Annotated in this window: 30 protein-coding genes; 18 read left to right on the forward strand and 12 right to left on the reverse strand. The window is 70.1% G+C overall.

The annotated features are described in order from the left end of the window. Positions 1 to 77: 77 nt before the first annotated feature. Genes mhpA through NRB56_RS24130 form a run of 3 tightly spaced genes read right to left on the reverse strand, consistent with a single transcriptional unit; the run spans position 78 to position 3,774 of the window. Positions 78 to 1,703: a bifunctional 3-(3-hydroxy-phenyl)propionate/3-hydroxycinnamic acid hydroxylase MhpA gene (mhpA, locus tag NRB56_RS24120; protein WP_153345853.1), complete on the reverse strand. Its 1,626-nt coding sequence runs from the start codon at positions 1,701 to 1,703 to the stop codon at positions 78 to 80. Continuing rightward, positions 1,700 to 2,638: a fumarylacetoacetate hydrolase family protein gene (locus NRB56_RS24125; RefSeq protein ID WP_319943452.1), complete on the reverse strand. Its 939-nt coding sequence runs from the start codon at positions 2,636 to 2,638 to the stop codon at positions 1,700 to 1,702. The genes mhpA and NRB56_RS24125 overlap by 4 nt, the downstream gene beginning before the upstream one ends. Further along, positions 2,635 to 3,774, reverse strand: a complete 1,140-nt coding sequence (locus NRB56_RS24130) for a VOC family protein (RefSeq protein ID WP_153345855.1) — start codon at positions 3,772 to 3,774, stop codon at positions 2,635 to 2,637. The genes NRB56_RS24125 and NRB56_RS24130 overlap by 4 nt, the downstream gene beginning before the upstream one ends. 134 nt (positions 3,775 to 3,908) lie before the next feature. Between NRB56_RS24130 and NRB56_RS24135 the strand changes: the two genes are divergently transcribed. The 10 genes from NRB56_RS24135 (at position 3,909) to NRB56_RS24180 (ending at position 12,544) form a co-directional block, all read left to right on the forward strand. Continuing rightward, complete coding sequence (locus NRB56_RS24135; RefSeq protein WP_319943453.1) at positions 3,909 to 4,538, forward strand: TetR/AcrR family transcriptional regulator; 630 nt, start codon at positions 3,909 to 3,911, stop codon at positions 4,536 to 4,538. Positions 4,539 to 5,094: 556 nt separating this feature from the next. Beyond that, positions 5,095 to 5,925, forward strand: coding sequence for a CoA transferase subunit A (locus NRB56_RS24140; protein WP_319943454.1), 831 nt, complete (start codon positions 5,095 to 5,097; stop codon positions 5,923 to 5,925). Between the two features lie 5 nt (positions 5,926 to 5,930). After that, positions 5,931 to 6,695: a CoA-transferase subunit beta gene (locus NRB56_RS24145; RefSeq protein ID WP_456320180.1), complete on the forward strand. Its 765-nt coding sequence runs from the start codon at positions 5,931 to 5,933 to the stop codon at positions 6,693 to 6,695. Next, positions 6,692 to 7,870 (forward strand): thiolase family protein, encoded by a 1,179-nt coding sequence (locus NRB56_RS24150; RefSeq protein ID WP_153345858.1) that lies wholly within the window; start codon positions 6,692 to 6,694, stop codon positions 7,868 to 7,870. The genes NRB56_RS24145 and NRB56_RS24150 overlap by 4 nt, the downstream gene beginning before the upstream one ends. Then, on the forward strand, positions 7,804 to 8,607 hold the full coding sequence (gene pcaH / locus NRB56_RS24155; protein WP_406603521.1) for a protocatechuate 3,4-dioxygenase subunit beta: 804 nt from the start codon (positions 7,804 to 7,806) through the stop codon (positions 8,605 to 8,607). The genes NRB56_RS24150 and pcaH overlap by 67 nt, the downstream gene beginning before the upstream one ends. Then, a complete protein-coding gene (gene pcaG, locus NRB56_RS24160; protein ID WP_153345860.1) occupies positions 8,600 to 9,157 on the forward strand; it encodes a protocatechuate 3,4-dioxygenase subunit alpha in 558 nt (185 codons plus the stop codon). The genes pcaH and pcaG overlap by 8 nt, the downstream gene beginning before the upstream one ends. Then, positions 9,150 to 10,541 (forward strand): 3-carboxy-cis,cis-muconate cycloisomerase, encoded by a 1,392-nt coding sequence (gene pcaB / locus NRB56_RS24165; RefSeq protein WP_153345862.1) that lies wholly within the window; start codon positions 9,150 to 9,152, stop codon positions 10,539 to 10,541. Before pcaG ends, pcaB begins: the two co-directional genes overlap by 8 nt. Further along, entirely contained in the window at positions 10,538 to 11,314 is a 777-nt protein-coding gene (gene pcaD, locus NRB56_RS24170) for a 3-oxoadipate enol-lactonase (RefSeq protein WP_153345864.1), read from the forward strand. Before pcaB ends, pcaD begins: the two co-directional genes overlap by 4 nt. Then, positions 11,311 to 11,751 carry a 4-carboxymuconolactone decarboxylase gene (gene pcaC, locus NRB56_RS24175; RefSeq protein WP_319943456.1) on the forward strand — a complete coding sequence of 147 codons (441 nt, stop codon included), beginning with the start codon at positions 11,311 to 11,313 and terminating at the stop codon, positions 11,749 to 11,751. The genes pcaD and pcaC overlap by 4 nt, the downstream gene beginning before the upstream one ends. Then, positions 11,720 to 12,544, forward strand: coding sequence for an IclR family transcriptional regulator (locus NRB56_RS24180; RefSeq protein ID WP_153345867.1), 825 nt, complete (start codon positions 11,720 to 11,722; stop codon positions 12,542 to 12,544). Before pcaC ends, NRB56_RS24180 begins: the two co-directional genes overlap by 32 nt. 9 nt (positions 12,545 to 12,553) lie before the next feature. Here NRB56_RS24180 and NRB56_RS24185 read toward each other — a convergent pair whose 3' ends face one another. Then, entirely contained in the window at positions 12,554 to 13,015 is a 462-nt protein-coding gene (locus tag NRB56_RS24185) for a hypothetical protein (RefSeq protein WP_153345869.1), read from the reverse strand. 309 nt (positions 13,016 to 13,324) lie between these two features. On the opposite strand from NRB56_RS24185, the gene NRB56_RS24190 reads away from it, so the two are divergent. Together NRB56_RS24190 and NRB56_RS24195 are read left to right on the forward strand one after the other, a co-directional pair. Further along, entirely contained in the window at positions 13,325 to 14,110 is a 786-nt protein-coding gene (locus tag NRB56_RS24190; protein WP_153345871.1) for a hypothetical protein, read from the forward strand. A gap of 75 nt (positions 14,111 to 14,185) precedes the next feature. Beyond that, entirely contained in the window at positions 14,186 to 14,647 is a 462-nt protein-coding gene (locus tag NRB56_RS24195) for an SRPBCC family protein (RefSeq protein WP_153345873.1), read from the forward strand. A 32-nt stretch (positions 14,648 to 14,679) separates the two neighbouring features. On the opposite strand, the gene NRB56_RS24200 is transcribed toward NRB56_RS24195, so the two are convergent. After that, positions 14,680 to 16,002: an oxygenase MpaB family protein gene (locus NRB56_RS24200; RefSeq protein ID WP_319943457.1), complete on the reverse strand. Its 1,323-nt coding sequence runs from the start codon at positions 16,000 to 16,002 to the stop codon at positions 14,680 to 14,682. 87 nt (positions 16,003 to 16,089) lie between these two features. On the opposite strand from NRB56_RS24200, the gene NRB56_RS24205 reads away from it, so the two are divergent. After that, complete coding sequence (locus NRB56_RS24205; protein ID WP_153346078.1) at positions 16,090 to 16,665, forward strand: TetR/AcrR family transcriptional regulator; 576 nt, start codon at positions 16,090 to 16,092, stop codon at positions 16,663 to 16,665. Here NRB56_RS24205 and NRB56_RS24210 read toward each other — a convergent pair. Beyond that, on the reverse strand, positions 16,634 to 17,521 hold the full coding sequence (locus NRB56_RS24210) for an aminoglycoside phosphotransferase family protein (protein ID WP_153345877.1): 888 nt from the start codon (positions 17,519 to 17,521) through the stop codon (positions 16,634 to 16,636). The genes NRB56_RS24205 and NRB56_RS24210 overlap by 32 nt on opposite strands. Before the next feature lie 119 nt (positions 17,522 to 17,640). Between NRB56_RS24210 and NRB56_RS24215 the strand changes: the two genes are divergently transcribed. Both NRB56_RS24215 and NRB56_RS24220 read left to right on the forward strand, forming a co-directional pair. Then, the gene (locus NRB56_RS24215) at positions 17,641 to 18,564 is read left to right on the forward strand and encodes a sigma-70 family RNA polymerase sigma factor (protein WP_153345878.1); all 924 of its coding nucleotides are present in this window, start codon (positions 17,641 to 17,643) and stop codon (positions 18,562 to 18,564) included. A gap of 84 nt (positions 18,565 to 18,648) precedes the next feature. Then, a complete protein-coding gene (locus NRB56_RS24220) occupies positions 18,649 to 19,077 on the forward strand; it encodes a DMP19 family protein (RefSeq protein ID WP_153345880.1) in 429 nt (142 codons plus the stop codon). A gap of 59 nt (positions 19,078 to 19,136) precedes the next feature. Here NRB56_RS24220 and NRB56_RS24225 read toward each other — a convergent pair whose 3' ends face one another. After that, positions 19,137 to 19,979, reverse strand: a complete 843-nt coding sequence (locus NRB56_RS24225; RefSeq protein ID WP_319943459.1) for a dienelactone hydrolase family protein — start codon at positions 19,977 to 19,979, stop codon at positions 19,137 to 19,139. A 73-nt stretch (positions 19,980 to 20,052) separates the two neighbouring features. On the opposite strand from NRB56_RS24225, the gene NRB56_RS24230 reads away from it, so the two are divergent. Further along, positions 20,053 to 21,039, forward strand: a complete 987-nt coding sequence (locus tag NRB56_RS24230; RefSeq protein ID WP_153345883.1) for a GlxA family transcriptional regulator — start codon at positions 20,053 to 20,055, stop codon at positions 21,037 to 21,039. An 87-nt stretch (positions 21,040 to 21,126) separates the two neighbouring features. Here the strand turns inward: NRB56_RS24230 and NRB56_RS24235 are convergent, their stop codons facing one another. Then, positions 21,127 to 21,588: a MarR family winged helix-turn-helix transcriptional regulator gene (locus tag NRB56_RS24235; RefSeq protein WP_153345885.1), complete on the reverse strand. Its 462-nt coding sequence runs from the start codon at positions 21,586 to 21,588 to the stop codon at positions 21,127 to 21,129. A 134-nt stretch (positions 21,589 to 21,722) separates the two neighbouring features. On the opposite strand from NRB56_RS24235, the gene NRB56_RS24240 reads away from it, so the two are divergent. Beyond that, positions 21,723 to 22,367, forward strand: a complete 645-nt coding sequence (locus NRB56_RS24240; RefSeq protein WP_153345887.1) for a nitroreductase family protein — start codon at positions 21,723 to 21,725, stop codon at positions 22,365 to 22,367. Positions 22,368 to 22,428: 61 nt separating this feature from the next. Here NRB56_RS24240 and NRB56_RS24245 read toward each other — a convergent pair whose 3' ends face one another. The 4 genes from NRB56_RS24245 to NRB56_RS24260 all read right to left on the reverse strand — a co-directional run bounded on the left by NRB56_RS24245 (position 22,429) and on the right by NRB56_RS24260 (position 25,710). Continuing rightward, positions 22,429 to 22,860 carry a pyridoxamine 5'-phosphate oxidase family protein gene (locus NRB56_RS24245; protein ID WP_153345889.1) on the reverse strand — a complete coding sequence of 144 codons (432 nt, stop codon included), beginning with the start codon at positions 22,858 to 22,860 and terminating at the stop codon, positions 22,429 to 22,431. Between the two features lie 12 nt (positions 22,861 to 22,872). Then, positions 22,873 to 23,085 carry a hypothetical protein gene (locus tag NRB56_RS24250; RefSeq protein ID WP_153345891.1) on the reverse strand — a complete coding sequence of 71 codons (213 nt, stop codon included), beginning with the start codon at positions 23,083 to 23,085 and terminating at the stop codon, positions 22,873 to 22,875. A gap of 45 nt (positions 23,086 to 23,130) precedes the next feature. Then, positions 23,131 to 24,543 (reverse strand): serine/threonine-protein kinase, encoded by a 1,413-nt coding sequence (locus NRB56_RS24255; RefSeq protein ID WP_153345893.1) that lies wholly within the window; start codon positions 24,541 to 24,543, stop codon positions 23,131 to 23,133. Positions 24,544 to 24,717: 174 nt separating this feature from the next. Next, positions 24,718 to 25,710: a helix-turn-helix transcriptional regulator gene (locus NRB56_RS24260; RefSeq protein ID WP_153345895.1), complete on the reverse strand. Its 993-nt coding sequence runs from the start codon at positions 25,708 to 25,710 to the stop codon at positions 24,718 to 24,720. A gap of 104 nt (positions 25,711 to 25,814) precedes the next feature. Here NRB56_RS24260 and NRB56_RS24265 point away from each other — a divergent pair, with 104 nt between their 5' ends. Beyond that, positions 25,815 to 26,213 carry a VOC family protein gene (locus tag NRB56_RS24265; RefSeq protein WP_153346080.1) on the forward strand — a complete coding sequence of 133 codons (399 nt, stop codon included), beginning with the start codon at positions 25,815 to 25,817 and terminating at the stop codon, positions 26,211 to 26,213. Positions 26,214 to 26,370: the final 157 nt, after the last annotated feature.

A 26,370-nucleotide genomic window follows, 5' to 3' on the forward strand; every position in this document is an offset into this window, starting at 1 on the left:
CGGCGACGGCCGGCCCCCACCGGACCGCGCCGCGTGTCCGGCGAACGGGAAGTGCCCGCGCGGCAATCGTCGCCCGATCAGGACGGATGTGCGGGCGTGGCGGCAAGGCGATCAGGCAGGCTCGGCAGGTGGGTGTAGACCGCCGCCACCGACATCCCGGCTGCCATCACGGTCCGGTCCGGCCTGATGAGCGCGGCCCGAATGTTGTGCTCACGCAGCCAGTCACCCGATTCGCTGTCCGTGGGGACGTGCACGACAACCGCACCGCGGCGGGTGATCTCGAATCCCTGTGCGGCGCTCGGTGAATCGAGGGTCAGCACGAGGAACCGGGGACCGAGCCGGTCCAGTCGCTCACCACCGGGCTCGATCGGGACGTTGGGGCACAGGGTGCCGGCCGGGCGACTGCTCCGGCCGGGCAGCGCGGCCGCCGACCCGGGACGGACGAACATCGACGGGGACAGCGGCGGAGTCGCGCTGTCGGTGACCATCGCCGCGAATCCCGGCAACCGGGCCAGCAGCGGCACCGCGAGTCTCCGCAATCGGTCGCCGGTCACCCCGCCACGAGTCATCGTGCCGCCCATGCCGACCGCGAGCCGGATCAGCGCGGCCGCGTGCGGCTTGCGTTCGGTCTGATAGCTGTCGAGCGAGTCCTCCGGCAGATCGCCGTGCAGCACCCCGGCCAGCTTCCACGCCAGGTTGGCGGCATCACGCATCCCCGATCCCAGTCCCTGGCCGATGAACGGCGGCGTGAGATGGGCGGCGTCGCCGAGCAACAGGATGCGGCGGTCGCGCCAGCGATCCGCGACGCAGGCCCGGAAGGTGTACTCCGCGGCCCGGATCAGGTCGAGCTCCGCCGTGGGCGTGTCGCCGAGCCAGGGCCGGATCAGCGGATCGAGTCTGTCCGGGGTGTCGAAGTCCGTGACCGATTCGCCGGCGCGCAACTGGAATTCCCAGCGGTACCGGGCCGCCCCGATGCGCATGAAGGTGGCGGCCCGATGCGAGTCGCACACCTGCTGGACGCCCTCCCACTGCTCAAGGTCGAGCGGCGTCCCGATGTCGACGACCAGCCACCGCTGGGTGAATCCCATTTCCTCCCAGCGGCTTCCGATGCAGCGGCGGACGATGCTGTTGGCGCCGTCGGCTCCCAGGACGAAGCGGGCGCGCACCACCTCGCGATCGCCGGTGTGCCGGTCGACCATCGAGACGGCGACGCGATCACGCTCGTGCGCAACCCGTTCCACCTCGACCCCGGATCGCAGCGTGATCCGGGAACGCCGCGCCACCGCACGACGCAGCAGCCGCTCCAAATCGGGCTGGTCGAACATCGACGCCGCCGGAAACCCGTGCCGGCCCGACGTGGTCGCGCGCGAGAACTCCGCGAGCACCCGGTGCCGGGCGTCGAGCAGCCGCAGACCCCTGCCGGGGCGCGAGATCTCGGCGAATTCCGCTGCCACGCCCAGCATTCCGAGGATCCGATGGACCTCGTCGTCGAGATGCACGGCGCGTGGCTGCGGATACACGCCGTCCCAGCGGTCCAGTACGAGGCATTCGACACCGCGGTCGGCGAGCAGTGCCGCGGCGGTGAGCCCGGTGGGGCCCGCGCCGAGGATGACCACGGGCCGGTGTGCGGCGAGTTCCGTTGCACCGGTGTCTCTTTCGGGGCTGGCCGCCGACGCGTCGTCCTCGCCGGACGGCACCGTCATGCGTACCGCACCGGGGTGCGCTGGATTCCGAGGTCCAGGCATCCGTCGGCGGTGGCGATCGTGGCCTCGATGATGTCGCCATCCTGCAGATAGCGGGGATTGGCGGCCTGGCGGCGGAAGAATGCCTTCCACTTGAGGTGTGGCGGCAGCAGGGCGCCGATGATCTCGACCGGTTTCGGTGGGGCGACCAGTGCGGTGCCGCCCGGTGTGCCGGTGAGCAGGAGGTCGCCGGGGTCGACCCGCTGGAACCGGGACAGTGTGCGCAGCGCGTCCAGCGGCGGGTGGATCATGTCGGCGACCGTCGAGTCCTGGCGGATCTCACCGTTGACCCGCAGGGTCAGCCGGAGGTCGGTGAAGCGGTCGAGGTCGCCGTCCTCGAGCAGGACCAGGACCGGACCGGCCGGGGTGAAGGTCGGATACGACTTCGCTTCGTAGAACTGGGTTTTCGGCAGTTGCACGTCGCGGGCGGAGATGTCGTCGGTGATCACCAGGCCCGCGATCAGCCGGGGCAGGTCGGCGGGCTCGATGTTCGTGCCGACCTCGATCGGCTGCCCGAACACGAGCCCGATCTCCACCTCGTAGTCGAGCAGCGTGACGTGCGGGGGTTTGACGACGTCGTCGTGGGGACCGCTGATCGAACCCGAGGCCTTGCGGAAGAAAGTGAGCGGGACGGTGTCCGGGTTCATGCCCGAATCCCGCACGTGTGACGTGTAATTCGTCATCTGGGCGATGACCCGGCAGGGTGCGGTGACCGGCGACAGCAGTGTCAGGGTGGCGGGATCGGTCAGCGGGCCCGTTCCCGCGGCCGCCGCGGCGATCGCGGCGCGATCGGCCAGTAGTTCGGCGGTCGTGGTCGCGGCCGTGGCGATTTCGCGGGCGCCCCCGGGCAGCTGTACCCACCAACGGTCCCGGGTGCGGAGGACCGACAGGCTCACGAGTTGGCCACCTTCAGGAATCCCCGTAGCCGCGCGACATCGAATTCGTTGTCGGCGGAACGCAATGCGGACACGATCGATCGCAGCTCGCCCAATGACCGCCGGCTCGGGGGAGTGCCGAGGAAGTCGGCGGTCGCGGGCGGCCCCCACTGGGCCAGCCCGGACGCGCTCATCGGCGCCCACCCGGTGTCGACCGAACTGTCGAAGCGATCACCGTCGGTGAAGTGCTCGACCAGCAGGCCGTCCGGATCCCGCCAATAGTCGAAGATCTGACTGCCCTGGATATGCCGGCCGATGCCCCACGAGCGGCGATATCCCTGCTCCCGCAGGTATTCTCCGCCGGCCGCCAGCACATCGAGGTCGCGGACCTGATACGCCGAGTGGACGTAGCGGTTGGCCGGGCCGAGCATCACCGCGAGGGTGTGGTGATCGGACGGGGTGTCGCCGCGATCGCAGCGGAGGAAACTCATCACGGGGCCACGTTCGCGCTGCCCGGGATAGTAGAGGAAATCGCTCACGATCAATCCGAGGTGCGCGAGGTACCAGTTGAGCGTCTCGAGGTACCGATCGGATTGCAGCACAACATGTCCGAGGCGCTCGATCAGCGCGGGTTCGCGAGGGGCCCGCTGACCCCGGTTGATCCGCGCGACCCGGTCGCCCGTGTTGTGCTCGGTCCAGATCGCTTGCGCCGGTAGGGCGGGATGGTCGGTGACGCCGCCGACGATCCGGACGCGTGCGCCGCTGGGGTCGCGGGTGGTCGCGGACACCCCGCCCAGAGTGTCCGGCAGTGGTTCGACGCCCACGCCGATGGCCTCGGCGAATCGCCGGACGTCGTCGAGGGTTTCGGCCCGGAACGCCGGGCCGAGGAACGCCGAGCGGCTCGCCCGGCGCACGATCACGCAGGGCGAGCCCGCGTGCGTGCCCCGCAGGTGCAGTTCGTCGGCGGTGTGCAGAACGGGAGTGAAGCCGAAGCCCGCGGCGAACGCCGCGGTGCGCATCAGATCGGGCTTCTCGAATTCCAGCCAGGCCAGGTCCAGGACTTTGACGATCGGATTCGGATGCCGCCCCGGATGCTCGCCGGGCAGCGCTCCGGTCTCGGCGTGCAGTCCGTGGTGTACGTCCTCGAACGTGCTCATCGCATTCCCCTCGATACGTAGGTGACGACATCGTCACATCCGACGTGATCGTCAGTCAATGGGTAATGTGACGAAATCGTCAGTGGTAGCCTGATCTATTCTCCAATCGAGTGCGACGGAAGCAGGTGGTTGACGTGGTGGTTCGCGACGGCCTCAGTCGCACCGAGCGGCGGAAGGCCCATACCCGGGCGGCCTTGATCAAGGCCGGGCAGAAACTGCTCGCCGAGGGCCGGACGAACGTGTCGGTCCTCGAGATCACGTCGACCGCCGATGTCGGAAACGGCTCCTTCTACAACCACTTCGCCACCAAGGAGGAGTTGTTCGACGCGGCCGTGGACGAGGTCCTGGAGGCTCACGGTGCGCTGATGGACGATCTGACGGCCCGGATCGAGGATCCCGCGGAGGCGTTCACGCAGAGTTTCCGGATGACCGGGCATCTCTATCGCCGCCATCACGAACTGACCCTGGTCGTCCTGCGCCGCGGCACCGAACTCCTGCTGTCGGATCACGGCCTGGTGCCGCGGGCCACCAGGGATATCCGGGAGGCGGTCGCGGCGGGACGTTTCGATGTCCACGACGTCGAACTGGCCGCCGGGGTCATCGTCGGCGCCTCCCTGTCGCTCGCGCAGTTGCTGCTGTCCCGGCCCGACCGGGACGTCGCCGAGACCACCGACGCGATCACCCGGCAGGTGTTGCGCGGCTTGGGATTACCGGACGCCGACGCCGAGGATCTGTGCTCCCGCCCACTGCCCGAGGTCGACTGAGGGCCCCGTCACCACGTGCGATCCACCAGTGCCGCGGCGTTCGCAGTGGTGCCGATCGCCAAAACCGTTGCCGCAGCACACTTTCCAGGAGCGATCGAGAACCTCCGGCCGACGGCATACGCGGGCGGGTAGCGGTGGTCGCTGCCGTGGACCATCCGGTGTTCGTCCGCGCGCCGCCCGGGTTCGCAAGCCGCACATTTGTGCGCGGGCGGCCGGTTACTCTGGAAGTGACGCCGGTCACTGTGATCGCTGATGTGAGCGCGTCGTCCACCGTGGATATCTCCGGTGTCGATGTCGGATATCGATGAGAGCGACTTGAGTCACGCGCCGGATCGGCCTACGATGTTCGTATAGCAACCAGTTGTACGCATACCGAACATTGTGGTTGCGGAGTCGCCGATGAGCGGTTGTCCGGCCGGGCCGGGCGTCGTGATCGTGGCCGTGGGAGCCGTTGGGCACCCGGCCGCCGGTGCGTCGAATCCGGTTGGGACACGGTCTCTTTCGGGTGTGCGGGCCGGGCGGTGAGTTCGGGCGAGCAGGGAACGAAGGAGCGTTCGTGGCCAGGATCATGTCCTTGGCGGAAGCGGTGGCCGAACTGGTGCACGACGGGGACACCGTCGCGCTGGAAGGCTTCACCCATCTGATTCCGGTGGCCGCCGGACAGGAGATCATCCGGCAGCGCCGGCGCGATCTGACGCTGGTCCGGATGACTCCGGACATCGTCTACGACCAGATGATCGGCGCCGGATGCGCGCGCAAACTGATCTTCTCCTGGGGCGGGAATCCGGGCGTCGGCTCGCTGCACCGGTTCCGGGACGCGGTGCAGCACTCCTGGCCGGTCCCGCTGGAGATCGAGGAACACAGTCACGCCGGCATGGCCAACCGCTATGTCGCCGGCGCCTCGGGACTGCCGTTCGCGGTGCTGCGCGGGTACGTGGGCACCGACCTGCCGACCGTCACCGACACCGTCAAACCGATCACCTGCCCGTTCACCGGCGAGGAGCTCATGGCGGTGCCGGCGCTGAATCCGGACGTGTCGATCGTGCACGCCCAGCGCGCCGACCGGAAGGGCAACGTGCAGCTCTGGGGCCTGGTCGGGGTGCAGAAGGAGGCCGTGCTGGCGGCGAAGCGCAGCCTGATCACCGTGGAGGAGATCGTCGACGAGCTGACCCCGGTGCCCGGCGCTATCGTGCTGCCGTCCTGGGCGGTGACCGCCGTGGCCGCCGTGCCCGGCGGCGCCCATCCCTCCTACGCGCAGGGCTACTCCGAGCGCGACAACGCGTATTACACCGCGTGGGATCCGATCGGCCGCGACCGTGCCGAGTTCACCCGCTGGCTCGACGAGCACGTCTACGCCGCCCCCGAACGGATCGGAGTCCGACCGTGACCACAGTGGAGAATTCCGTGCCGGACCGGCAGTACACCTCCGACGAGATGATGACCGTGGCGGCCGCCCGCGCCCTCGGCGACGGGCAGATCTGCTTCGTCGGGATCGGCCTGCCGTCCACCGCGGCGAATCTGGCCCGCACCACGCACGCGCCCGACCTGGTGCTGATCTACGAATCGGGCACCCTCGGCTCCAAGCCGGACCGGCTGCCCGCCTCGATCGGCGACGGGGTGCTGGCCGAGACCGCCGACGCCGTGATCAGCGTGCCCGAGGTGTTCAACTATTGGCTGCAGCCCGGCCGGGTCGACGTCGGATTCCTCGGCGCCGCGCAGATCGACAAGTACGGCAACATCAACACCACCGTCATCGGCGACTACGCGCATCCGAAGGTGCGGCTGCCCGGCGCCGGTGGCGCGCCGGAGATCGCCGCCTCCTGCGGCGAGGTGTTCGTGGTGGTCCGGCAGTCGCATCGGTCGTTCGTCGACCGGGTCGACTTCGTCACCTCGCTGGGCCACGGCCGCGGCGACGGCGAACGCGAGCGGCTTGGTATGCGTGGCGCCGGGCCCACCCTGGTCATCACCGATCTGGGCGTGATGCGCCCGGACGAGACCGGCGAACTGACCCTGCATGCCGTGCATCCCGGCGTCACCGTGGACCAGGTCCGGGCGGCCACCGGCTGGGACCTGAAGGTCGCCGCCGACCTGACCGTCTCCGCCGCCCCGACCGCCGCCGAACTGACGACGCTGCGCGAATTGAAGGCCCGATCATGACCGCCGCCTACCTGTACGACGGCCTGCGGACCCCGTTCGGCCGCTACGCCGGCGGACTGTCCGGCGTGCGGCCCGACGACCTCGCCGCGCACGTCCTGCGGACCCTCGCCGAGCGCACCGGCCTCGATCCCGGCCTCGTGGACGAGGTGGTGTTCGGCGCCGCCAACCAGGCCGGCGAGGACAACCGCAACGTGGCCCGGATGGCCGCGCTGCTGGCGGGCTGGCCGACCTCGGTGCCCGGTACCACCGTCAACCGGCTGTGCGGATCCGGCATGGACGCCCTCATGTCCGGCTCCCGGCTGATCGAAACCGGCGACGCCACAACGGTGGTCGTCGGCGGAGTGGAATCGATGAGCCGCGCGCCCTGGGTGATGCCCAAGCCCGCCAAGGCTTTTCCGGCCGGCAACGAGACCCTGCACTCGACCACCCTCGGCTGGCGGCTGGTGAACCCGGCCATGCCCGCGCAATGGACGGTGTCGCTGGGCGAGAGCACCGAAATCCTCGCGGGCCGTTACGGAATCGGCCGCGCCGAGCAGGACGCGTTCGCCGCCCGCAGTCACCGGCTGACCGCGCGGGCGTGGCAGGACGGCTTCTACGACGACCATGTGGTGGCCGTCCCCGGCACGGACCTGGCCCGCGACGAATCGCTGCGGCCCGGCACCACGGTCGAGACGCTGGCCGGCCTGCGGCCGTCGTTCCGCGCCGACGGCACCGTCACCGCCGGGAACGCCTCACCGCTGAACGACGGCGCCTCGGCGTTGCTGCTCGGCGACGAGGCCCTCGCCGGGCGGCTCGGTCGCGCGCCGCTGGCCCGCATCGCCGGGCGCGGCGCGGCCGGTGTGGACCCCGACGTGTTCGGCATCGGTCCGGTGCGCGCGGCCGAACTCGCGCTGGCGCGGGCCGGAATCGGCTGGGGCGACGTGGGAGTCGTGGAATTGAACGAGGCGTTCGCCGCACAGTCGCTGGCCTGCCTGGCCGATTGGAAGGAACTGGATCCGGAGCTCGTCAACGTCAACGGCGGCGCGATCGCGATCGGGCATCCGCTCGGCGCGTCCGGCGGTCGCGTGATCATCCAGCTCGCCCGCGAGATGCGGCGGCGCGGCAGCCGATGGGGGCTGGCGGCGCTGTGCATCGGCGTCGGGCAGGGCCTTGCCGTGGTATTGGAGGCGCAGTGAGCGACGACCCGACCGTCGGGGACACCCCGGTCGTCCCCGGTTACCGCCCGGATCCGCCGGAAACCCATCCGCCGCTGGACTTTCCGGGATACAAGTCGACGGCGCTGCGGCATCCGAAACAGCCGCTGCTCATGCTGCCGCACGGCCTCACCGAGATCACCGGGCCGGTGCTGGGCAGCGACCTGGTGCGCCCCGGCGACCACGACCTGACCTTCCGGCATCGCGCCGACCCGATCGGGCAGAAGATCATCGTGTTCGGCCGGCTGCTCGACGGCGACGGCCGCCCGATCCCGGATTCGCTGATCGAGATCTGGCAGGCCAACGCGGCGGGCCGCTATCGGCACCTCGGCGACCGCTGGGACGCGCCGCTGGACCCGAACTTCGACGGCGTCGGGCGCACGCTCACCGACAAGCAGGGCCGGTACGAGTTCGTCTCGATCCAGCCCGGCGCGTATCCGTGGGGTAATCACCACAACGCGTGGCGGCCGGCCCACATCCACTTCTCGGTGTTCGGCCGCGCCTTCCCGCAGCGGCTGGTCACCCAGATGTACTTCCCCGGCGATCCGCTGTTCTTCCAGGACCCGATCTTCAACTCGATCCCCGAAGCCGCTCGGCCCCGGCTGATCTCGCGGTTCAGCCTGGAGCGCACCAAGCCGAACTGGGCGCTGGCCTACGAGTTCGACATCGTGCTGCGTGGCCGCGCCGCCACCCCGTTCGAGGAGCCGCACCATGACTGAACAGCTGCCGGCGACACCGTCGCAGACGGTCGGCCCGTACCTGCACATCGGACTGGACTGGGACCGCTACGGTCACTACGTGGCTCCGGAGGGCGCCGCGGGCGCGTTCTGGATCCGCGGCGAGGTGTTCGACGGTGCGGGACAACGGATCCCGGACGCGCTGATCGAGACCTGGCAGGCCGATCCGGACGGGCGGTTCGACCATCCGGACGATCCGCGCGGGCGGGTGCCCGGTTTCCGGGGTTTCGGCCGCAGCGACACCCGGCTCGGCGAATATTCCATCCACACGGTGCATCCGGGGGTGGTGCCCGGCCCGCAGGGCGCGCAGGCGCCGCACCTCGATGTGTCGGTGTTCGCCCGGGGTATGCTGCACCGGGTGGTGACCCGCCTGTACTTCCCCGAGAACGAGGCCGCCAACGCGGCCGATCCGGTGCTGAGTTCGGTTCCGGCGGAACGCCGTTCGACGTTGATCGCGACGGCCGAGCCCGGCGGTTACCGCTTCGACGTGCATCTGCAGGGTGCCGGCGAGACGGTCTTCTTCGATGTCTGATCCGGCGGCGCGCGGCCTGTTCGACGGCGTCCTCGCCGCCGGACCGGTGGCCGCCGCGGTCGCCGACCCGGCCTGGGTGCAGGCCATGCTCGACTTCGAGAGCGCGCTCGCGTGGGCTCAGGCCGCCGCCGGGCTGATCCCCGCGGCGGCCGCCGCGGCGATCGAAAAGCAGTGCCGCGCAGAGCTGTACGACATCGGCGAGCTGGGCGCGCAGGCGGCGGGCATCGGCAATCCGGCCGGGCCGCTGGTCCGCGCGCTGACCGATCGGGTCGGTGGCGAGGCGGCCGGCTACGTCCACCTCGGCGCGACCAGCCAGGATGTCGTGGACACCGCCGCGATGCTGGTGACCGCCCGCGCGCTGGGCGTGCTCGACGCGGACCTGCGGGCCGTGGCCGCGCGCTTGGCCGACCTGGCGCAGACCCACACGGCCACCGTGCTGGCGGGCCGCAGCCTGCTGCAGCAGGCGCCGCCGATCACGTTCGGGCTCACCGCGGCCGGCTGGCTCAGCGGCATCCTGGCTGCCCGGCAGCGGCTCGTCACGGTCCGCACGGACCGGCTCGCAGTCCAGTTCGGCGGTGCGGTCGGCACGCTGGCGGCCCTGGGCGACAACGGGATCGAGGTATCGGACCGGCTCGCGGACCGGCTCGGGCTCGCCGCGCCGCTGCTGCCGTGGCACACCGAGCGCGGCCGGATCGCCGAGGTCGCCGGTGCGCTGGGGCAGACGTGCGGTGCGGTCGCGAAGATCGCCCGCGATATCGCGCTGCTCGCGCAGACCGAGGTGGCGGAGGTGTCCGAGGAGGGCCCGCCCGGTACCGGCGGCTCGTCGACCATGCCGCACAAGCGCAATCCGGTCGCGGCGGTGCTGGCCGCCGGCGCGGCCGGGCAGGCGCCGGGCCTGGTCGCCGACCTGCTGGCGGCGGCCGCCCACGAACATCAGCGGGCCGTCGGCTCCTGGCACGCCGAGTGGCGGCCGTATCGGGAATTGTTGCGCACCACCGGTTCCGCGGTGCATTCGCTGCGCGTGAGCCTGGACCGGCTGCGGGTGGATCCGGATCGCATGCGCGCCAACCTCGACCGCACGGGTGGACTGCTGCTGGCGGAGAACGTCGCCGTCGAGGTGCTCGCGGCCTCCGACGGCGCGGTGGGCCGGCAGGCCGCCGGTGACGCCGTCGCCGCCTGCTGCCGCGCCGCCCTGGCCGGCGCGGGCGACCTGGCCGGCCTGCTGGCCGCCGACGACACGGTCGGAAGGTATCTGAGCCGCGGCCGGATCGGCGAACTGCTCGATCCCGCCGGTTATCTCGGGTCGGCCGAGGCGTTCGTCACGCGAATGCTGCGGCACTGGAACGACATTCGCGCGAGCGGGGGAGAGGATGTGGACGGATGAGCGGCGTCGCCGTACATCACGTGGTGGAGGGCCCGGCCGGAGGCGCGCCCGTGGTGCTGTCCGGATCGCTGGGCAGCGATCTGCGGATGTGGGAGCCGCAGGCGCGCGCGCTGACCGCCGCGGGTTACCGGGTCGTGCGTTACGACCATCGGGGACACGGGGATTCGCCCGTGCCGCCGGGTCCGTACACGCTGGGTGATCTCGGCGCCGACGTGATCGCGCTGCTCGACCGGCTGAATGTGGAGACCGCGCACATGGTCGGCCTGTCGCTGGGCGGCATGGTCGGCATGTGGCTGGGGGAGCATGCGCCGCAACGGATCCGAACGCTGAGCCTGTGCTGCACCTCCGCCGCGCTGGGACCGGCGCAGAGCTGGGCGGAGCGCGCGGCGACCGTACGCGCCCAGGGCATGCGGGCGATCACCGAGGCCGTCGTGCGACGCTGGTTCACCCCGGCGTGGCGGGCCGCCCACCCGGACCGGATCCGCTGGTTCGAGGATATGGTGGCCGCGACGCCGGCGCGGGGATATGCCGCCTGCTGCACCGCGATCCAGCACATGGACATCGCCGGCCGGTTGCCGGACATCACCGCCCCCACCCTGGTGATGTCCGGTGCGGAGGATCCGGCGACGCCGCCGGAGCACGGCCGCCGCATCGCCGCGGGCATCGCGGGCGCCCGGTTCGAGATCGTCTCGCCCGGAGCGCATCTGGCCACCGCCGAATCGGCGGACGCGGTCAGCGACCTGATTCTCGGCCACCTGAAGGAGAATTCGTGAGCAGCAGCGCCGACGAGGGTATGCGGGTGCGCCGCGAGGTGCTCGGGCACGCCCACGTGGATCGGGCCGTCGCCCGGACCACGGAGTTCACCCGGCCCTTCCAGGAGTACATCACCGAATCGGTGTGGGGCTCGATCTGGACGCGGGAGGGCCTGGATCGCCGCACCCGCAGTTGCGTTACCCTGGCGGTGCTCACCGCCCTCGGGCGGCACGAAGAGATCGGGATGCACGTGCGTGCGGCCGTCCACAACGGACTGACCGCCGCGGAGATCGCCGAGGTGCTGCTGCACACCGGGGCCTACGCGGGTGTGCCGGCCGCGAACGCCGCGTTCGCCATCGGCCAGCAGGTGCTGGCCGAGTTGGGGGACGAGGCCGCGCGCGTACACCCGGCCGAGGAGGATGAGGATGACGAGCACCGAGCCGGACAACCCGAGTGACGACGACGGCGGACGTGGCGCGCACTATGTGCAGTCCCTGGAGCGCGGCCTCGCGGTCATCCGGGCCTTCGACGCGGAACACCCGGATCTGACCCTCTCGGATGTGGCCCGCCTGACCGGCCTCACCCGGGCCGCCGCCCGCCGATTCCTGTTGACGCTCAACGATCTCGGCTATGTCCGCACCGACGGGAAGCGGTTCTCGCTGACGGCGAAGGTGCTGGAACTCGGCTACTCCTACCTGTCCAGCATGACGCTGCCGGAAGTGGCCCAGCCACATCTGGAGCGGTTGTCCGCCGAGGTCCACGAATCGAGTTCGGTGTCGGTGCTCGACGGTCCGGACGTGGTGTACGTGGCCCGGGTCGCGGTGTCGCGGATCATGACCGTCAGCATCAACATCGGCACCCGGTTCCCGGCCTACGCCACCTCGATGGGTCATGTGCTGCTGGCGGGCCTGACCCCTACGGAGCTGGACGACTATCTGGCGGCCACCCCGCTGGCCGGCCTCACCTCCAACACCGTCACCGAACCGGCGCAGCTGCGCGCCGAGCTGGAAAAGGTTCGGGTGCAGGGATATTCGCTGGTCGATCAGGAACTGGAGGCGGGCCTGCGCTCGGTGGCCGCTCCGGTCCGGGACAGCGCCGGCGCGGTGATCGCCGCGATCAACATCTCCACCCACGCCTCCCGGCGCGGTGTCGAGGAGATCCGCGGCGACCTGGTCCCGCACCTGCGGGCCGCCGCCCGGGGCATCGAACAGGACCTGGCCGCCGCGCGCCGCGTCACCCGGCTGGGCTGAGCGTCCGGGTCAGCTGACCTGGGTGCCCGACCAGCCGAAGCTGAAGGAGTGCCCCCTCGAGGTGCAGCTGATCGCGCCCCGGCCGCCGCCGTTGCAGCTGGCCCCGGCGTAGGAGATCGTGCTGTTGTATCCGTTGGCGTCCGAGGGAAGTGACGGGCTGCCCGGCCGGCCGTGCTGGATCCACTCGGGATGCGCGGGCAGGAACGGGATGTCGATCGCCAGGTCGGTGACGGGCAGAATGTCGTACCAGTGCGCGACCCCGGGGGGCATGTCGCAGCCCACGCTGCCGTCCGAGTGGATCGCGCAGTCGGCGCTGCCGGCGCTGAAGTAGGCCGTGTCGCCCACCAGGTACGGTCCCGGATCGACCTGGAGATCCGCCGCCCGCAGCGGCGACGCCCCGGCGACGGCCCCACCGGCGACCGCCAGGCCCGTCGCGGCCACGGCCGCGCCGAGAATGGTTCGTACTCGCATGAACACTCCTGTTCGCACCGTCCCTCGGGACGGGAATCTGAAACTGCCTCTGTCACTTACGCTTTCGCTCACCCCTTGCGAACGGGGGTGTTCGCAGACTATCCCGAACTCGGCTCGGCGCAGGATGTCCGCCGTCCCGGATGGCCGAGTTCCGCTGGCGCCGTGACGAATTCCCGCGCACCGGATGGTCTGTCCCGGACGGGATGCCCGGCCGCACCGGATCGAAACCGGATGTCGGTCGTACCGCGCGACCGCCGGCTCGCGCGTCCTCGCCGAGGTTGCGGCCGTCGCGCTCCTAGACTGCTCGGCGTGGTCCGAGCCCTCTTCTTCGTCCCGCTGGCCTGCTGGATCCTCGCGACCCGATCGCGGCGAGCCCGGCCGCGCACCGGCCTGATCCTGGCGGCGATCCTCGCGGTGGAGCTGGTGGTGTCCTTCCTGGCCTGGCCGTTGCGGTACTGCCGGGACAGTGTCGAGGTGCTGCTGATGCTCACCGGGCTCGCCGTCCTGACGGCGGGACTCGTCGCCGACCGGAGATCGGCCGCCGGGCCCGCGGTCCGCACCCGGGCGGGCGAGATCTTCACGGTGCTGGGTTGTGCGGGCGGCCTGCTCGGCGTGCTGTGGATGGTGGCGATCGACTCCGGAATCGTCGACGGGCCCGGCGGTCACGGTGGCGCGCAACCGCCGGTACCGAATGCGAACCAGCTGCTCCCGCTCCCGGCCGGTCTGGAGGTCCGCTCGGATTCGATCCGGTGCGCCTACACCCTGTCGGGACCGTTCTGCACGAGAACCTTCGCCGTGGGCAGCACCGACGGTACCCCCGACGCCGACGTCGCCGCCCGGGTTCTCCGGCATCTGCACGACGCGCACGGCGTGACCCTCCCGCAGACCGGGGGCGGGTTCGAGGGCCGGTTGTGGGGGCGCTGCCGGACCGTGGGCTGGTGGCTCGATCGCCGGGACGAATCCGTCCGGGTCTTCGACGCCACGCCGGGACCGCCACCCGAGGGCGCGACCGCCGTTCCGCACCGCGGCGCGGGCGCACCCAGAAACGCCGCCACCACAGTCGAATTCAGCCTCCATCGCGACGGGTGCGGGTGAGACGGCCTCGATGATCCCGGTCCGGCGATCGGATAGGTTGATGGTGTTGTCCGGAACGAGGGAGTTTGCGTCGATATGGCGACCATCCGCCACGAGATAGTGATCGATGCGTCGCCGCAGCACGTCTGGGATGTGATCAGCGATGTCGGCGCCGTGCACCGGCGGTTACTACCGGGCCGGGTGGTCGATACCCGGATCGAGGGTGTCGAACGGTTCCTGACCTTTCCGGACGGCCATGTGGTCCGGGAACTGATCGTCACCGTCGATGATGCGGCGCGGCGGCTGGCCTACGGCGTCGTCGACGGTGCGCGCCCGGCGCTGGACCGCCACCACGCCACGTTCGAGGTGTACGACGCGGGGGACCGGGCGCGGCTGGTCTGGACGACCGACATCCTCCCCGACAGTGCGGCTCCGGCGGTGCGGCGGCGCACCGGGTTCGGGATCGTCGACATGAAGCAGGCGATCGAGGCCGCCGCACCCGATCGGGTGTTTCCCTTTCGGATACAACGGCTTCCGGGGCTTCCGGATCGGGACTGAACGAGCGCCCGGGCCGGGACGGCGAATCCGGCTCAGCCGGCGGTGCTGTACTGACGTGCGTCGGTGAGGTATTCGGCGTTGCCGTAGGTCACCAGACGGTGTTCGGCGAGCCGCGTGGTGTAGCGGTCGATGGCCCATCGCAGTCCGGGCAGCCGGCGGTCCACGGCCCGCACCGCCAGGAACCGCCCGAGGACGAACGGGGCCGTCGCCGCGATCCGCGCGATGTCGGTGGCGCCGATGGTGACGCCCATGGCGCGCGCCGACTTCCGGTTGCCGTTGCAGAATGCCAGAATGAAAGCCGCTCTGCTCCAACTCTTCTCGACCGCGTCGGCGATCCGGTCGAAGCGGGTGCGGCCGGGACGAAGATAGGCGTCCATGGTCGATCGGACCAGTTCGCCGCAGGTCGCATCGTCGAACCCGTCGCGCAGCAGCGCGGCCCGGGCATGGAACACCTCGATGATGCCCGCCGCCGTGGTGGGCAGCAGTTCCTCGGGCAGGCCGAGCAGGAAGCAGCGATAGCGGCCGAATTCGACCACCGAACGCTCGATTTCGTCGAATTCGGTGCGCCCCTGCCGGCGCGCGCGGATCGCGAGCAGGTAGAGGTTGATCATCCCGGCGGGCATCTGGTCCACCTGCGGGACCGGCATGCCGTAGATGCCGGGGTCCCAGCGATCGGTGCGCCGGAGTGCGTTGTAGCGCACCATCGAATGCATCAGCCGCACCATGGCCGCCGCCTCGAATCCGGGGCCGTAACGATCCAGCGCGCCGGGCAGGGTGGTGACGGCGAAGAAGCTCGCCGTCTCGTTCACCCGCCGCGCCGCCCGCCGCCCCGACAACGCGCCGGTCAGCGCCATCGGCAGTGCCGCATAGGTATTGGTGAACGTGGCGATGAACGCGCCCCGGGTCACGAACGGCGCCAGCAGCGCCGCGTCGATGCGGGCCTGCCGCGCGCCGGCCCGGACCAGATCGGCGTCGACCCACTCCGGCGTCGCCTCCATGGCGGCGATGAACGCCACCAGTTCCGGCGGAGCGTCGGTCACGGCCCCGACGCCTTCGCGGCAGGCGAGCCGGACCATCGCGATGAGCTCGGTGACGCTGTGGACGGCGGTCAGCGCCGCGAGCGGATCGGCGACGGTGTCGCCCAGCATCGTTGCCGTCGAGATCAATTCGGTGATCCGCTCGTCGGCCAGCAGCGGTTCCCGGGCGGCGACCCAGCGCGGCAGGGCCGACGGGGCGTCCGGCTCCGTCGCCAGCCGGTACGGCCGTTTGTCGAAATCCATGTCCCCGTAGAGATCCGGCTGCAGCTCACGCTGACTGCGGACACGTTGTGCGAGCGTGGGGTAGTGCGTTGTCACCGCATCCTCCAACTAACAAGGTGTTAGTAAGATACTCACGCAGTGTTAGTTATGCTGTCAAGCATGGACTCGCAGCACCGCCGACGGATGACCGCCGAGGCCCGCCGCGAGCAGATTCTCGATGTGGCCCATACGATCATCGCCGCGGCGGGCTTCCACGCGGCGACCCCGCACCGCATCGCGGCCACGGCGGGCGTGAACCGCTCGCTGCTCTACCAGCAGTTCGGTGACCTCCCCGGACTGTTCGTGGCGTTGATCGACCGCGAGGCAGCCAGAGCGGCAACACAATTCGCCGCCGCGATCGCGGACGACGACCCCGAACCCGGCGCCGACCCCCTGCTGCGGGCCTTCGACGGCGTGCTGAGCGCCGTCGACGCCCACCCCGAGACCTGGCGACTGTTCCTCTTCCCGCCCCAGGGCGCGCCGCCCGAACTCTACGAACGCCTGGCCGTCTCGCAAGCGGTGGTCTGCGAGTACTTCGTCGGCCAGCTCCTGCGGATCAACCCGGACCTCGAGGACCCGGAGTACACCGCCCGGGTGCTCCAGGCCTCCGGCCGGGAACTGCTCCAACTGCGCCTCGCCGACCCCGCGTCCGCCACCCGCGACCGCCTGCGCGCCCTCGTCCGCCGCCTCAACTCCGAACTGCTGTACCGGATTCGGTAGGTGGCCACCATCGGGCCGGCGTGCTGCCGCCCGGATCGTGCAAGGTACCCGCCCGCAGCCGGGATCCGAAGTTGCCGATCGCATGTCGGAACAGGCCTTCGTCGCCGACCAGTACGGCCGCCGCGGCCAATTGCAGGGTGAATCCGGCACGATGGTGTAACGCCCGGTCGAGCAGGGCGGCGTCCGGGGTGAGGGTGCCGACCGCGGCGGCGCCGTAGAAGCTGATCAATGACGCGTAGTCGATGGCCGGATCGCCGACGCAACTGTGGTCGAAGTCGATGAGCGAGCGAATCTCCGTGCCACGCCAAAGGATATTGTGCGGGCCGAAGTCGCCGTGCACGAAACCGGTCGCCGGCGCCTCCACGGTCAGGATGTTCGTGACCACCCGGCCTGCGGCACTCGCGCAATCGTCCGGGAGTTCCGGAATCACGGAGTCCGCCACGATATCCGGCCACCGCGCGCCGCCGCACCAACTCCGTGGCGCGGGCATCGGCCCGACGGCGGTTTCGTGCAGGGCACGCAGCAGCGCGCCGAGGTCCTCGCCGACGAGGTGCCAATCCGGTTGCGGCCGTTCATATCCGGGCGCCACGGTGACCAGTGTCGCCGAACGGTCCGCGCGGTCGATGACGCCGGACAGGGGTCTCGGATGCTCGACGGGGACGTTCGCCGCGGCGACGGCGGTGAGCGTGGCGTGCTCGCGCGCGGTGCGTTCCGGTTGCGAACCGTGCCGCGACACGCGCGCGACCACGGAGCCCGTGACCGCCACGTCGTGGAAACAGCCCCGCCGGACGGTGGCGTGCGTCCAGTCGTGATCGGACCGGACATCGGTGAGCCAGGCGATCAATTCGTCACGCATCGAGCCCCTTTCGACCGGTGCGGCGAGCCGGTCGTCGCCGGAGACGCGCACGACACCATGTAACCACCGCCGATTTCCGGCGTTCGTTGCTGGCCCTGGAGCGCCGGAGATGCTTCGATATGCGGGTGTCGACGGAGTTCGAGCCCTACCGGGGTGAGCTGGTGGCGTACTGCTACCGGATGCTGGGCTCGGTGCACGAGGCCGAGGACGTGGTGCAGGAGACCATGCTGCGCGCGTGGCGGTCCCGGGACCGGTACGACAGCACGCGCGCGTCGGTGCGGACGTGGCTGTACCGGATAGCCACCAATGCCTGCCTCACCGCCCTCGAGGGGCGCGCGCGACGGGCGCTGCCCTCGGGGCTGGGTCAGCCGTCGGACGACACGGGCGCGGAACTCCGTCCGGCGCTGGATATTCCGTGGTTGCAGCCGTATCCCGACACTCGGTTCGAGATTACGACCGATCTGCGCCTGGCGCTGGTGGCGGCCATGCAGGTATTGCCCGCGCGGCAGCGGGCCGTGCTGATCCTGCGTGAGGTACTGGAATTCAGCGCGGCCGAGGTCGCCCGGCAGCTGGAGACCACGGTCCCGGCGGTGAACAGCGCGCTGCAGCGTGCCCGCGCGGCCCTGACCGGGCTGCCCGCCCCGGAGCGGATCAGTGAACCCGACGATCCGCGGGTGCGAGAGGTGATCCACCGCTACGCACAGGCTTTCGAGGCGGCGGACGTGCCCGCGCTGGTGCGGCTGGTCACCGCCGACGCGATCATGGAGATGCCGCCCGTGCCGCTGTGGTACCGCGGCAGCGCCGATTACGGCCGGTTCATGGAACGGGTGTACGCGATGCGCGGAACCGATTGGCGCATGCGGCATCTCACCGCCAACGGCCAGCCGGCGCTGGCCGCCTACGCGTCCGTGCCGAGCGGCGGCCACGAATTCCATTCGCTGCAGGTCTTCACCGTCATCGACGGCCTGGTGGCGGTCAACGTGGTGTTCACCGACCCCGCGCTGGCGAAACTGTTCGAGATTCCGGAGCACCTGCCCGGCTGAATCGCCTTCCGCCGGTTCCGGCCATTGTCGTCCGCGCGCCGAATGCGCTGTGCCGCTTACCCGGCGGCGGCTAGGGTGGGCGCCGTGAGCGTGTACCACGAGCGGCTGCGAGGGCTCGGCCAACGGGCGGCGGAACTGATCGACGACGCCGACCGGCTCGACGCATCGGACCGGGACCTGGTCTACCTGACCGTGCTGGCCGCGGATTTCGACTACCAGGTGAACAACGGCGGTTTCGGGCAGCTGATCCACAATCTGGGCCGGGATCGGCTGGAGCAGTGCGACGGCATGTTGCGGGCGGTGCGCGCGCCCGTCGCACTGTCCTTCTACCTCCGCGCGGTGGTCCGCTGCACCGAGGACGTGGACGACTTCGAGACCTTCATGGCCGACTTCCGCACACCGACCCGGCTCGGCCAGGATCTGGTGCAGTTGAGTGTCGAATACCTGCGTGGCGACACCGTTTTCGGCGACGAGATCACCGAATTCCTCGACGCGGCCGCCGCGCGCCTCTGATTCGGTCCTTCGTGGCCGCGGCGATGGTCGTGCTGGCCGGGTGTGCCGCCGGCGCAGCGTCACCGCGAAGGAACCTCGGTCCCGGTGAGCCGTGCCACGAGGAAGGCGATGATCTCGTCACGCGCTGCGACTGTCGGCTCACCCGCCGCATCGATCAGGTGCGCGGTGACCACGCTGTGCGGGCAGCCGACGATCTGCGAGAAGAACGGCGGGGGAGCGGGATTCGCGGCCTCGGCGGGCAGCACCCGTGCCTCGAAGCGCGGGCCCAGTGCGGCGGCGTAGGCGGCGAAACGCTGTCCGGTGCAGAAGCGGTCGCCCTCGAAACGATAGGCCCGCACCACGAGATCCTCTCGCTCGAGCCGCTCCCGCACCGCCGCCAGCTCGCCGGCCGAGATCTCCAGCCCGCCGGGCTCGTCCAGCGGCAGCGACGGCTGGCACAGGACCGGCGCCAGCGTCGGGGGCTCGAGCATCATGGTGAGCGCGAAATTGCCGGTGAAGCACATACCCAACGCCCCGACGCCCCGGCCACCGCACTCGCGGTGCGCGAGTGCGGCCAGCGCCCGCAGCCACACCGCCACCGGACTGGACTTCCCCGCGCCGAAGGCACGGAATTCCGCGCTGACACAGGCGCGCCGGAACACCTCGGCGCCGGCCTCGGCCTCGGGGTAGGCGCCGTCGCGGCCGAACAGTGCGGGCAGGTAGACGGTGAGCCCGGCGTCACGCACCCAGCGGGCGAATCGCGCCACATCCGGACTGATGCCCGGCATCTCCGCCATCACGACGACCGCCGGTCCGGCGCCTGCCGTGTACACGGTGCGCGTGACCCCGTCGAGCGTGATGGATCGGGAGGCGAAGTCGGCGAGGTCGTCGTCGCGGGAGTCCGCCGGGAGAGATTGCTGCACCCACGAACCTTCGCGCAGTAGGCCGGGAGTGCGACAGTGGCGATATCGCCACTGTTCGGTCTATTCTCGCCACATGATCACTCACCTGGGGCTGGACGGTGTGCTCGAGGGCGCGCTCGGCCTGGGAGTCGACATCGTCGGCACGGCCGCCGCACTCGCCGGCGACCTGCCCGGCGCCCCGCTGCGACAGCGCGTGGTATCCCTCGACGGCTCACCCGTCCGATCCGGCACCGGACGGCGCATCGGCGTCGACACCGAAACCCCGTTCGGCTCACTCGAATTCGGTCCCCGCGACATCCTGGTGATACCCGGCCCGTCCGCCACCGACGAAGCACTGGTGAGCAAACTCCTGGCCCGGCCCGAAACGGTGCGGGCTGTCGAAATCATCCGGCGGGCAGCCGATTCCGGCACGACGGTGGCAGCCTCCTGCTCGGCCACCTTCGTCCTCGCCGCCACCGGGCTACTGTCCGGCCGCGCCGCCACCACCACCTGGTGGCTGGCGCCCCTGTTCGCCCGCCGCTTTCCCGACATCACCGTGCACGCCGGCCGCATGGTCGTCGACAGCGGCGAAGTACTCACCGCCGGTGCGGCTTTCGCCCACACCGACCTGCTGCTGACCCTGATCGCCCGGCTCGGCGGCGGCGCCCTCGCCGAGCGGGTGGCCCGCTACCTGGTGCTCGACGCACGCATGTCCCAATCGCGGTACATGGTCCTCGAGCATCTACGGGGTACCGACCCGGTGGTGCGCGCGATCCAGCAACATGTGCACGCCAACCTGAACCGGCAACTCTCGCTCGGCGAATTGGCCAGGGCCGCAGCGGTTTCGCCCCGCACCCTGGCGCGGCGCATCCGCGACCAGCTCGGTGTGTCCCCCACGGAGTACGTGCATCGCCTGCGAGTCGGGCAGGCCACGACCCTGCTCACCACCACCCGCGAGCCGGTCGACACGATCGCCGCCGCAGTGGGTTACGCCGACCCGGCGGCCTTCCGGCGTATCTACCGCCGGCACACCGGCGAGACCCCCACCGCCACCCGCACCCGCGCCGCCGAATCGACCTGATCATCGGACCCGGCGCCGTTCGAGCCGGTCCGCGCCACCCGGCGGTCCGCAGACGGCGGGGTCGGTCGCACGGCCGGCGTGGGGTTCTCACCCGGCGAACAGCAGTTTGCCCAGCAGTACGGTCAACCGGTCGCGCTCGGCGCGGGTGAGCGCGCCGAACGTCCGGTCCAGGAACTCGGGAACAGCCTTCTCCGCGCGGACGAGCGCCCGCCGGCCGGGCGGGGTGATCGTGACCGCGTAGGCCCGCCGGTCGGCCGGATCACGTTCGCGGCGAACGTAACCCGACTCCTCCAGGTTGTCGGCGATGCCGACCATGACGCTGCGATCGATCCGCAACTCGGCGGCGAGAACCTGCTGCGAACACGGCCCGACCGCGGCGAGCATCTTCAACACCAGGTGATGCCCCACGCCCAGACCGCTGTCCGCGGCTGCGGTCTCCGCGGCCCGGGCGACGACCGCCGAGGCGCGACACAAGGCGATATCCGGACGCTCCGCCGCGAGCCGGGGAAGGAAGGAATCCGGTTCGCGCGCATCGGTCCTGGTGGCCATGCCGGAAATCTACCACGATCGTCTGTGTGCAGATCGTTTGACAGCCGATCATCGATAACCGTATGGTCATAAATAATCTTGCAACAGATGATTCCGAAGCAGACGGAGTGCGCTCCGATCCGAGAGGAACCCCGATGTCGCTGAACCTGTCCGCCGACGAGGTCCTGTCCACCACCCGAGCGGTACGCAGACGTCTCGACCTGTCGAGACCCGTACCCCGTCGCCTGATCGAGGAATGCGCGGACCTCGCCACCCAGGCGCCCACCGGCCGAAACCGGCAACGCTGGCACTTCCTGGTCGTCACCGACCCCGCCCAGCGCGCCGCCGTCGCCGACCTCTACCGCAGAGCCGTCCACCTCGCCGAGGGCACACCGCTGACCTCACGCGACCTGCAGCGCATCAACGCCCACGGTTCCTGGCCCCGGATCGCCGCCGGGCTGGACCACCTCTACGAACACATCCACCGAGTACCGGCCATCGTCATCCCCGCCGTCGAGGGCCGCACCGACGGGGCCACCGTCAGCGAACAGGCCGGCACCTGGGGATCCATCCTCCCGGCCGTCTGGAGTTTCATGCTCGCCGCCCGAGCCCGCGGCCTCGGCACCGTATGGACCACCGCGCAGGCCCCGCTCGAACGCGAACTGGCCGACATCCTCCACGTCCCCTACGACAAGGTGATGCTCGCCGCCTTCATCCCATTGGCCTACACGATCGGCACCGATTTCCGCCCCGCCCAACGCATCCCGCGAGACCAGGTACTGCATTGGGATACATGGTGAACGAGCACCGTCGGCCTCGGACCACCGACCGGGGGAGTTGTTCACGGTAGTGGCGGCTCCTCTACACGCTGGCCACGGCGGTGACCTTGCGCGGAGTGATAGTGATCAATCGTCTCCCTTGCCTCGCAGTGAGTTCGGCCGCGCCAGGGGCGATGGTGCTGTCGATGTACTTGGCCCGGATTCGCCGAGTCCAGATCTCATCGGGATCGACCGAAACGGTGGCGTCCCCGATGAGCCGGACCTGCCGATTCGGCCGCTGCCCGTCGCCCCGCAACTCGGCCTCGATGTCTATCACCAACCCCACCTTGGGATTTCGCGTGATTCTGTCCAGATGCGGCCGACCCGGACAGCTGGTCAGCTGGACGTATCCGTCCGCCCAGAGGAACCAGATCGGGGTGACGTGGGGATATCCCTGCGAGTCGATCGTCGAGAGATGTGCGACGATATCCGAACTCAGCATTTCTCGGATCTCGGGTTTCGTGAGAAGACGCATGACGTCCGGACATTACCGTCGTGCTGTCCGAGCGGCCACCGCGCTGACCGGGCCGAACGTACCGGTCGCGGCGTGATCCCAGGCGCCGTTGCGGTACACCTGATCCTTGACCCGGACAACCTGGTCGCCGGGATCTCCGGTGATGGCGATGGTGTAGGTGCAGCCCGTCCGGTAGGTGTCGGTGCCGAGACCCGGACCCGGGGTCAGGTGATCCGCTATGGTCATCGCCCGCGGCGAGTGCCGGTGTGCTGCGTTTCCGGCACGAGAGGGCTAACGTGGGGTGAGGCTTTCGAGGGCTGCCTTCGCGGGGGCGTAGCCGGCTCGGGCGGATTTGAGGTATACGCGTTTGGCGGCGTCGGTGCGGCCCGCGGATTTCCATTGGTCGCCGAGGGCTTTCAGGGCGACCATGTCGCCGTCCTGTTCCACCTCGCGGTAGAGGCGTTCGGCTCGGTCGGTTTCGCCCTGGGCCTCGTGAACCGTTGCGAGGTGGACCTTTCCGAGGATGTGGCCGTGGTCGACGTAGCGGCGGTACCAGTAGGCGGCTTGGCCGAGATCGCCCGACTTCACGCACATGTGGCCCAGGGTCAGCATCGACAGCGTTTCGCCGCTCTCGGCTGCTTGCCGGTACCAGCGTTCGGATTCGGTGCGGGCGCCTCGGTTTTCGAGAAGTCGGGCGAGGAAGGACATGGCGAGGGCGTCGTTCATCGCCGCGGCCTGGCGGAGCAGCCGTTCGGCTTCGCCTATGTCGCCGCGCTTTTGGTGGTCGCGGGCCCGGGCCAGTAACCGGCCGACTTCGCCACGTCTGCGGCCGGCTCCCGGTGTTTGCGAATTCTCCACGGGGGCTTTCGGTTTCGGAGCGGGCGGCGTCCGGGGCGCGAGCAGTGTCAGTGCTTCGGGGATCGAGGGGCGTAGCTCCGGCTGTTTGTCCATCAGCCGGGTGATGAGCCGGATCAGGTGCCCGGCGCGTGCGGGCGGGGGAGCCGCCTCGAACATCACGGCTTTCATCGTGCCGTGAATGGTGTCGCGGTGGAACGGGGAAACTCCCTCCACTGTGTGGTAGAGCGTGACGCCGAGCGAGTACAGGTCACCGGCCGGCGTGCCCTCGCCGTCGATACGTTCGGGCGCCATGTATTCGAACGAGCCGATGATCGTTTCCTTGGCGGTGAGCGTGTGATCGGAATGGTGGCGGGCGGTTCCGAAATCCGTGAGCAGAACTTCGCGATCGGTGGCGAGCATGATGTCGGCCGGCTTGACGTCGCGGTGGACCACGCCGGCCTCGTGGGCTGCCCGCAGCGCCCGCAACAACGCGGTGGCGATGGTGGTGGCATCCGCGACGGTCATCGGCCCGTCGCTGTCGAGTCGTTGCTTCAGGGATCGGCCGGCCACCAGGCGCATGACGATCCACGGCGTCACGCCGTCGGTGACCACATCGAGGACACCGACGATGTTCGGATGGTCGCGCAGCCGTGCGGCATTACGGGCCTCGCGTTCGGCTCGCGCGACCCGCTCGGCGTGCTCCGTACTCGATTCGGCCTGCGGGAGCAGCACTTCCTTCACGGCGACATCGACACGCAACAGCTGGTCGCGCGCTTTCCAGACCGTCCCGAATCCGCCACTGCCCAGCTTCTCGATCAACCGGTAGCGGTCGGCGAGCACCCAGCCAGGTCGTCCCAGCTCCGACATGAAGACCCCCAGCGCTTGTGCCCGAGCGACATACGGAACCAGTCAACCTTACTCGCCGTCCGCGTGGTGCACAGCCCGGACCGGACCGTGGTTCGGCACGAGCGGATGCCGGGCGGGCACAATCGGTTTCGCGAGCAGTCGAATTCTGCTGCGGCGTCACCGGGTTGCGAAGGGTTAGGCGCTCCGGTCGTCCGCGTCGGCGGCTGTGGTGAGGCGGTGGGCCAGGGTGCGTGCGGCGTCTTTGAGGGTGTCGGGGTGTTCGATGACGAACGGGCGGTTCAGGCCGGCGAGGAGTGGGGGTATCCAGTCGAGGTTTTCGGCTCGGATTCGGACCCGGACCCATGGGTCGGGGGTGGAGGGCGGTGGATCGATCTCGTGCACGGTCGCGAGGGTGGCGGGGAGGAGGGGGCGGATCTGAGCGAGGGTGCCCTGCACCCGGATCGATGTGTCGTGCCGGTAGGGCGCTGTGGCCAGTGCGGACAGCAGATCGGCGGCCGGTTCGAATCCGGCCGGCGGAGTGAATGTTCCGGGGAGTGTGGTCACCGCTGTGATGCGGTCGACCCGGAATCGGCGCGGTTCGTCGCTGTCGTTGTCGTGTCCGGTCAGGTACCACCGGCCGGCGTGGTCGACGAGGCCGTAGGGGTGGACGGTCCGTTTGCTGGGGTGCTTGTTCCGGTCGGTGTAGTCGATCGCGATGGGCCGGTGCGCTCGGGTGGCTTCGGCGAGCGGGAGCAGGATGGCGGTCTCGGCCGGGGCTTCCGGCTGGGTGCCGGTGGTGAACTCGGCGGTGTCGATCAGTGCGTCCAGCCGGGCCGTGAGGCGGGCGGGCAGGACGCGGCGGAGTTTGGCTGTCGCGCTGTCTGCTGCGCGGGCGGAGGCTGACGAACGGTCGGTGCGGCGGGTGGTGAGGAGCCCGAGCAGAACCGCCACTGCCTCGTCGTCGGTGAGCATCAGCGGCGGCATTCGGTAGCCGGGGGCGAGCCGATAGCCGCCGTAGCGGCCTCGCACGGATCGGACGGGGATGTCCAGGTCGGTGAGGTGGGTGACGTAGCGCCTGACGGTGCGTTCGTCGACCGACAGTCGTCCGGCGAGTTCGCCGACAGTGTGGGTGCCGCCGGTCTGTAACAGCTCGAGCAGGGCCAGCACTCGGGCGGTGGGGCGTGTCATCGGGAAATTCTCGCATCCATACCGGGCGGAATCTGTCCGGTATGGAATCTACCGTGGTGTGCGGCGGCGGGACTTCCGCCGCCTCCGACAGCAGGGAGCAGACCATGAAGCTCGTCTCGATCCGCCTGATCACCGATGACATCCAGCGGTTGGCCGGCTTCTACGAGCATGTGACCGGTATCGAAGCATCGTGGGCTACACCGGATTTCGCCGAAATCGGCACGTCGGCCGGCGCGCTCGCGATCGGAAGCTCGCGCACTGTGGCGCTTTTCGCGGCGGGTAGCGTGCGGCCGGCCGACAACCACACTGCCATCATCGAATTCCTGGTCGCTGACGTCGACGCCGAGTACCGGCGGTTGCGGGACGTGGTCGAGGATTTCGTCACCGAGCCCACGACGCTGCCGTGGGGAAACCGGTCGCTGTTGTTCCGTGATCCGGACGGCAACCTGGTCAACCTCTTCACCCCGGTGACTCCGCGAGCCGTCGCGAAATTCGCGGTATGACATCCGCTCGCCGGCGACGGATGTCCGGGCGGTTCGCAGAGATTCTCCCCAGGTCGTTTCGGCGTGCGACTCCTTACGACATGCGGAACCGGGCGGGTCTGCCCGGGGGCGGACCGGCTGCGGGGCGCGGGACCGGGCGAGTCGGGGGGCGGTGGGT

Source organism: Nocardia aurantia (assembly GCF_009604425.1).
In the GTDB taxonomy this organism is placed as follows: Bacteria; Actinomycetota; Actinomycetes; order Mycobacteriales; family Mycobacteriaceae; genus Nocardia; species Nocardia aurantia.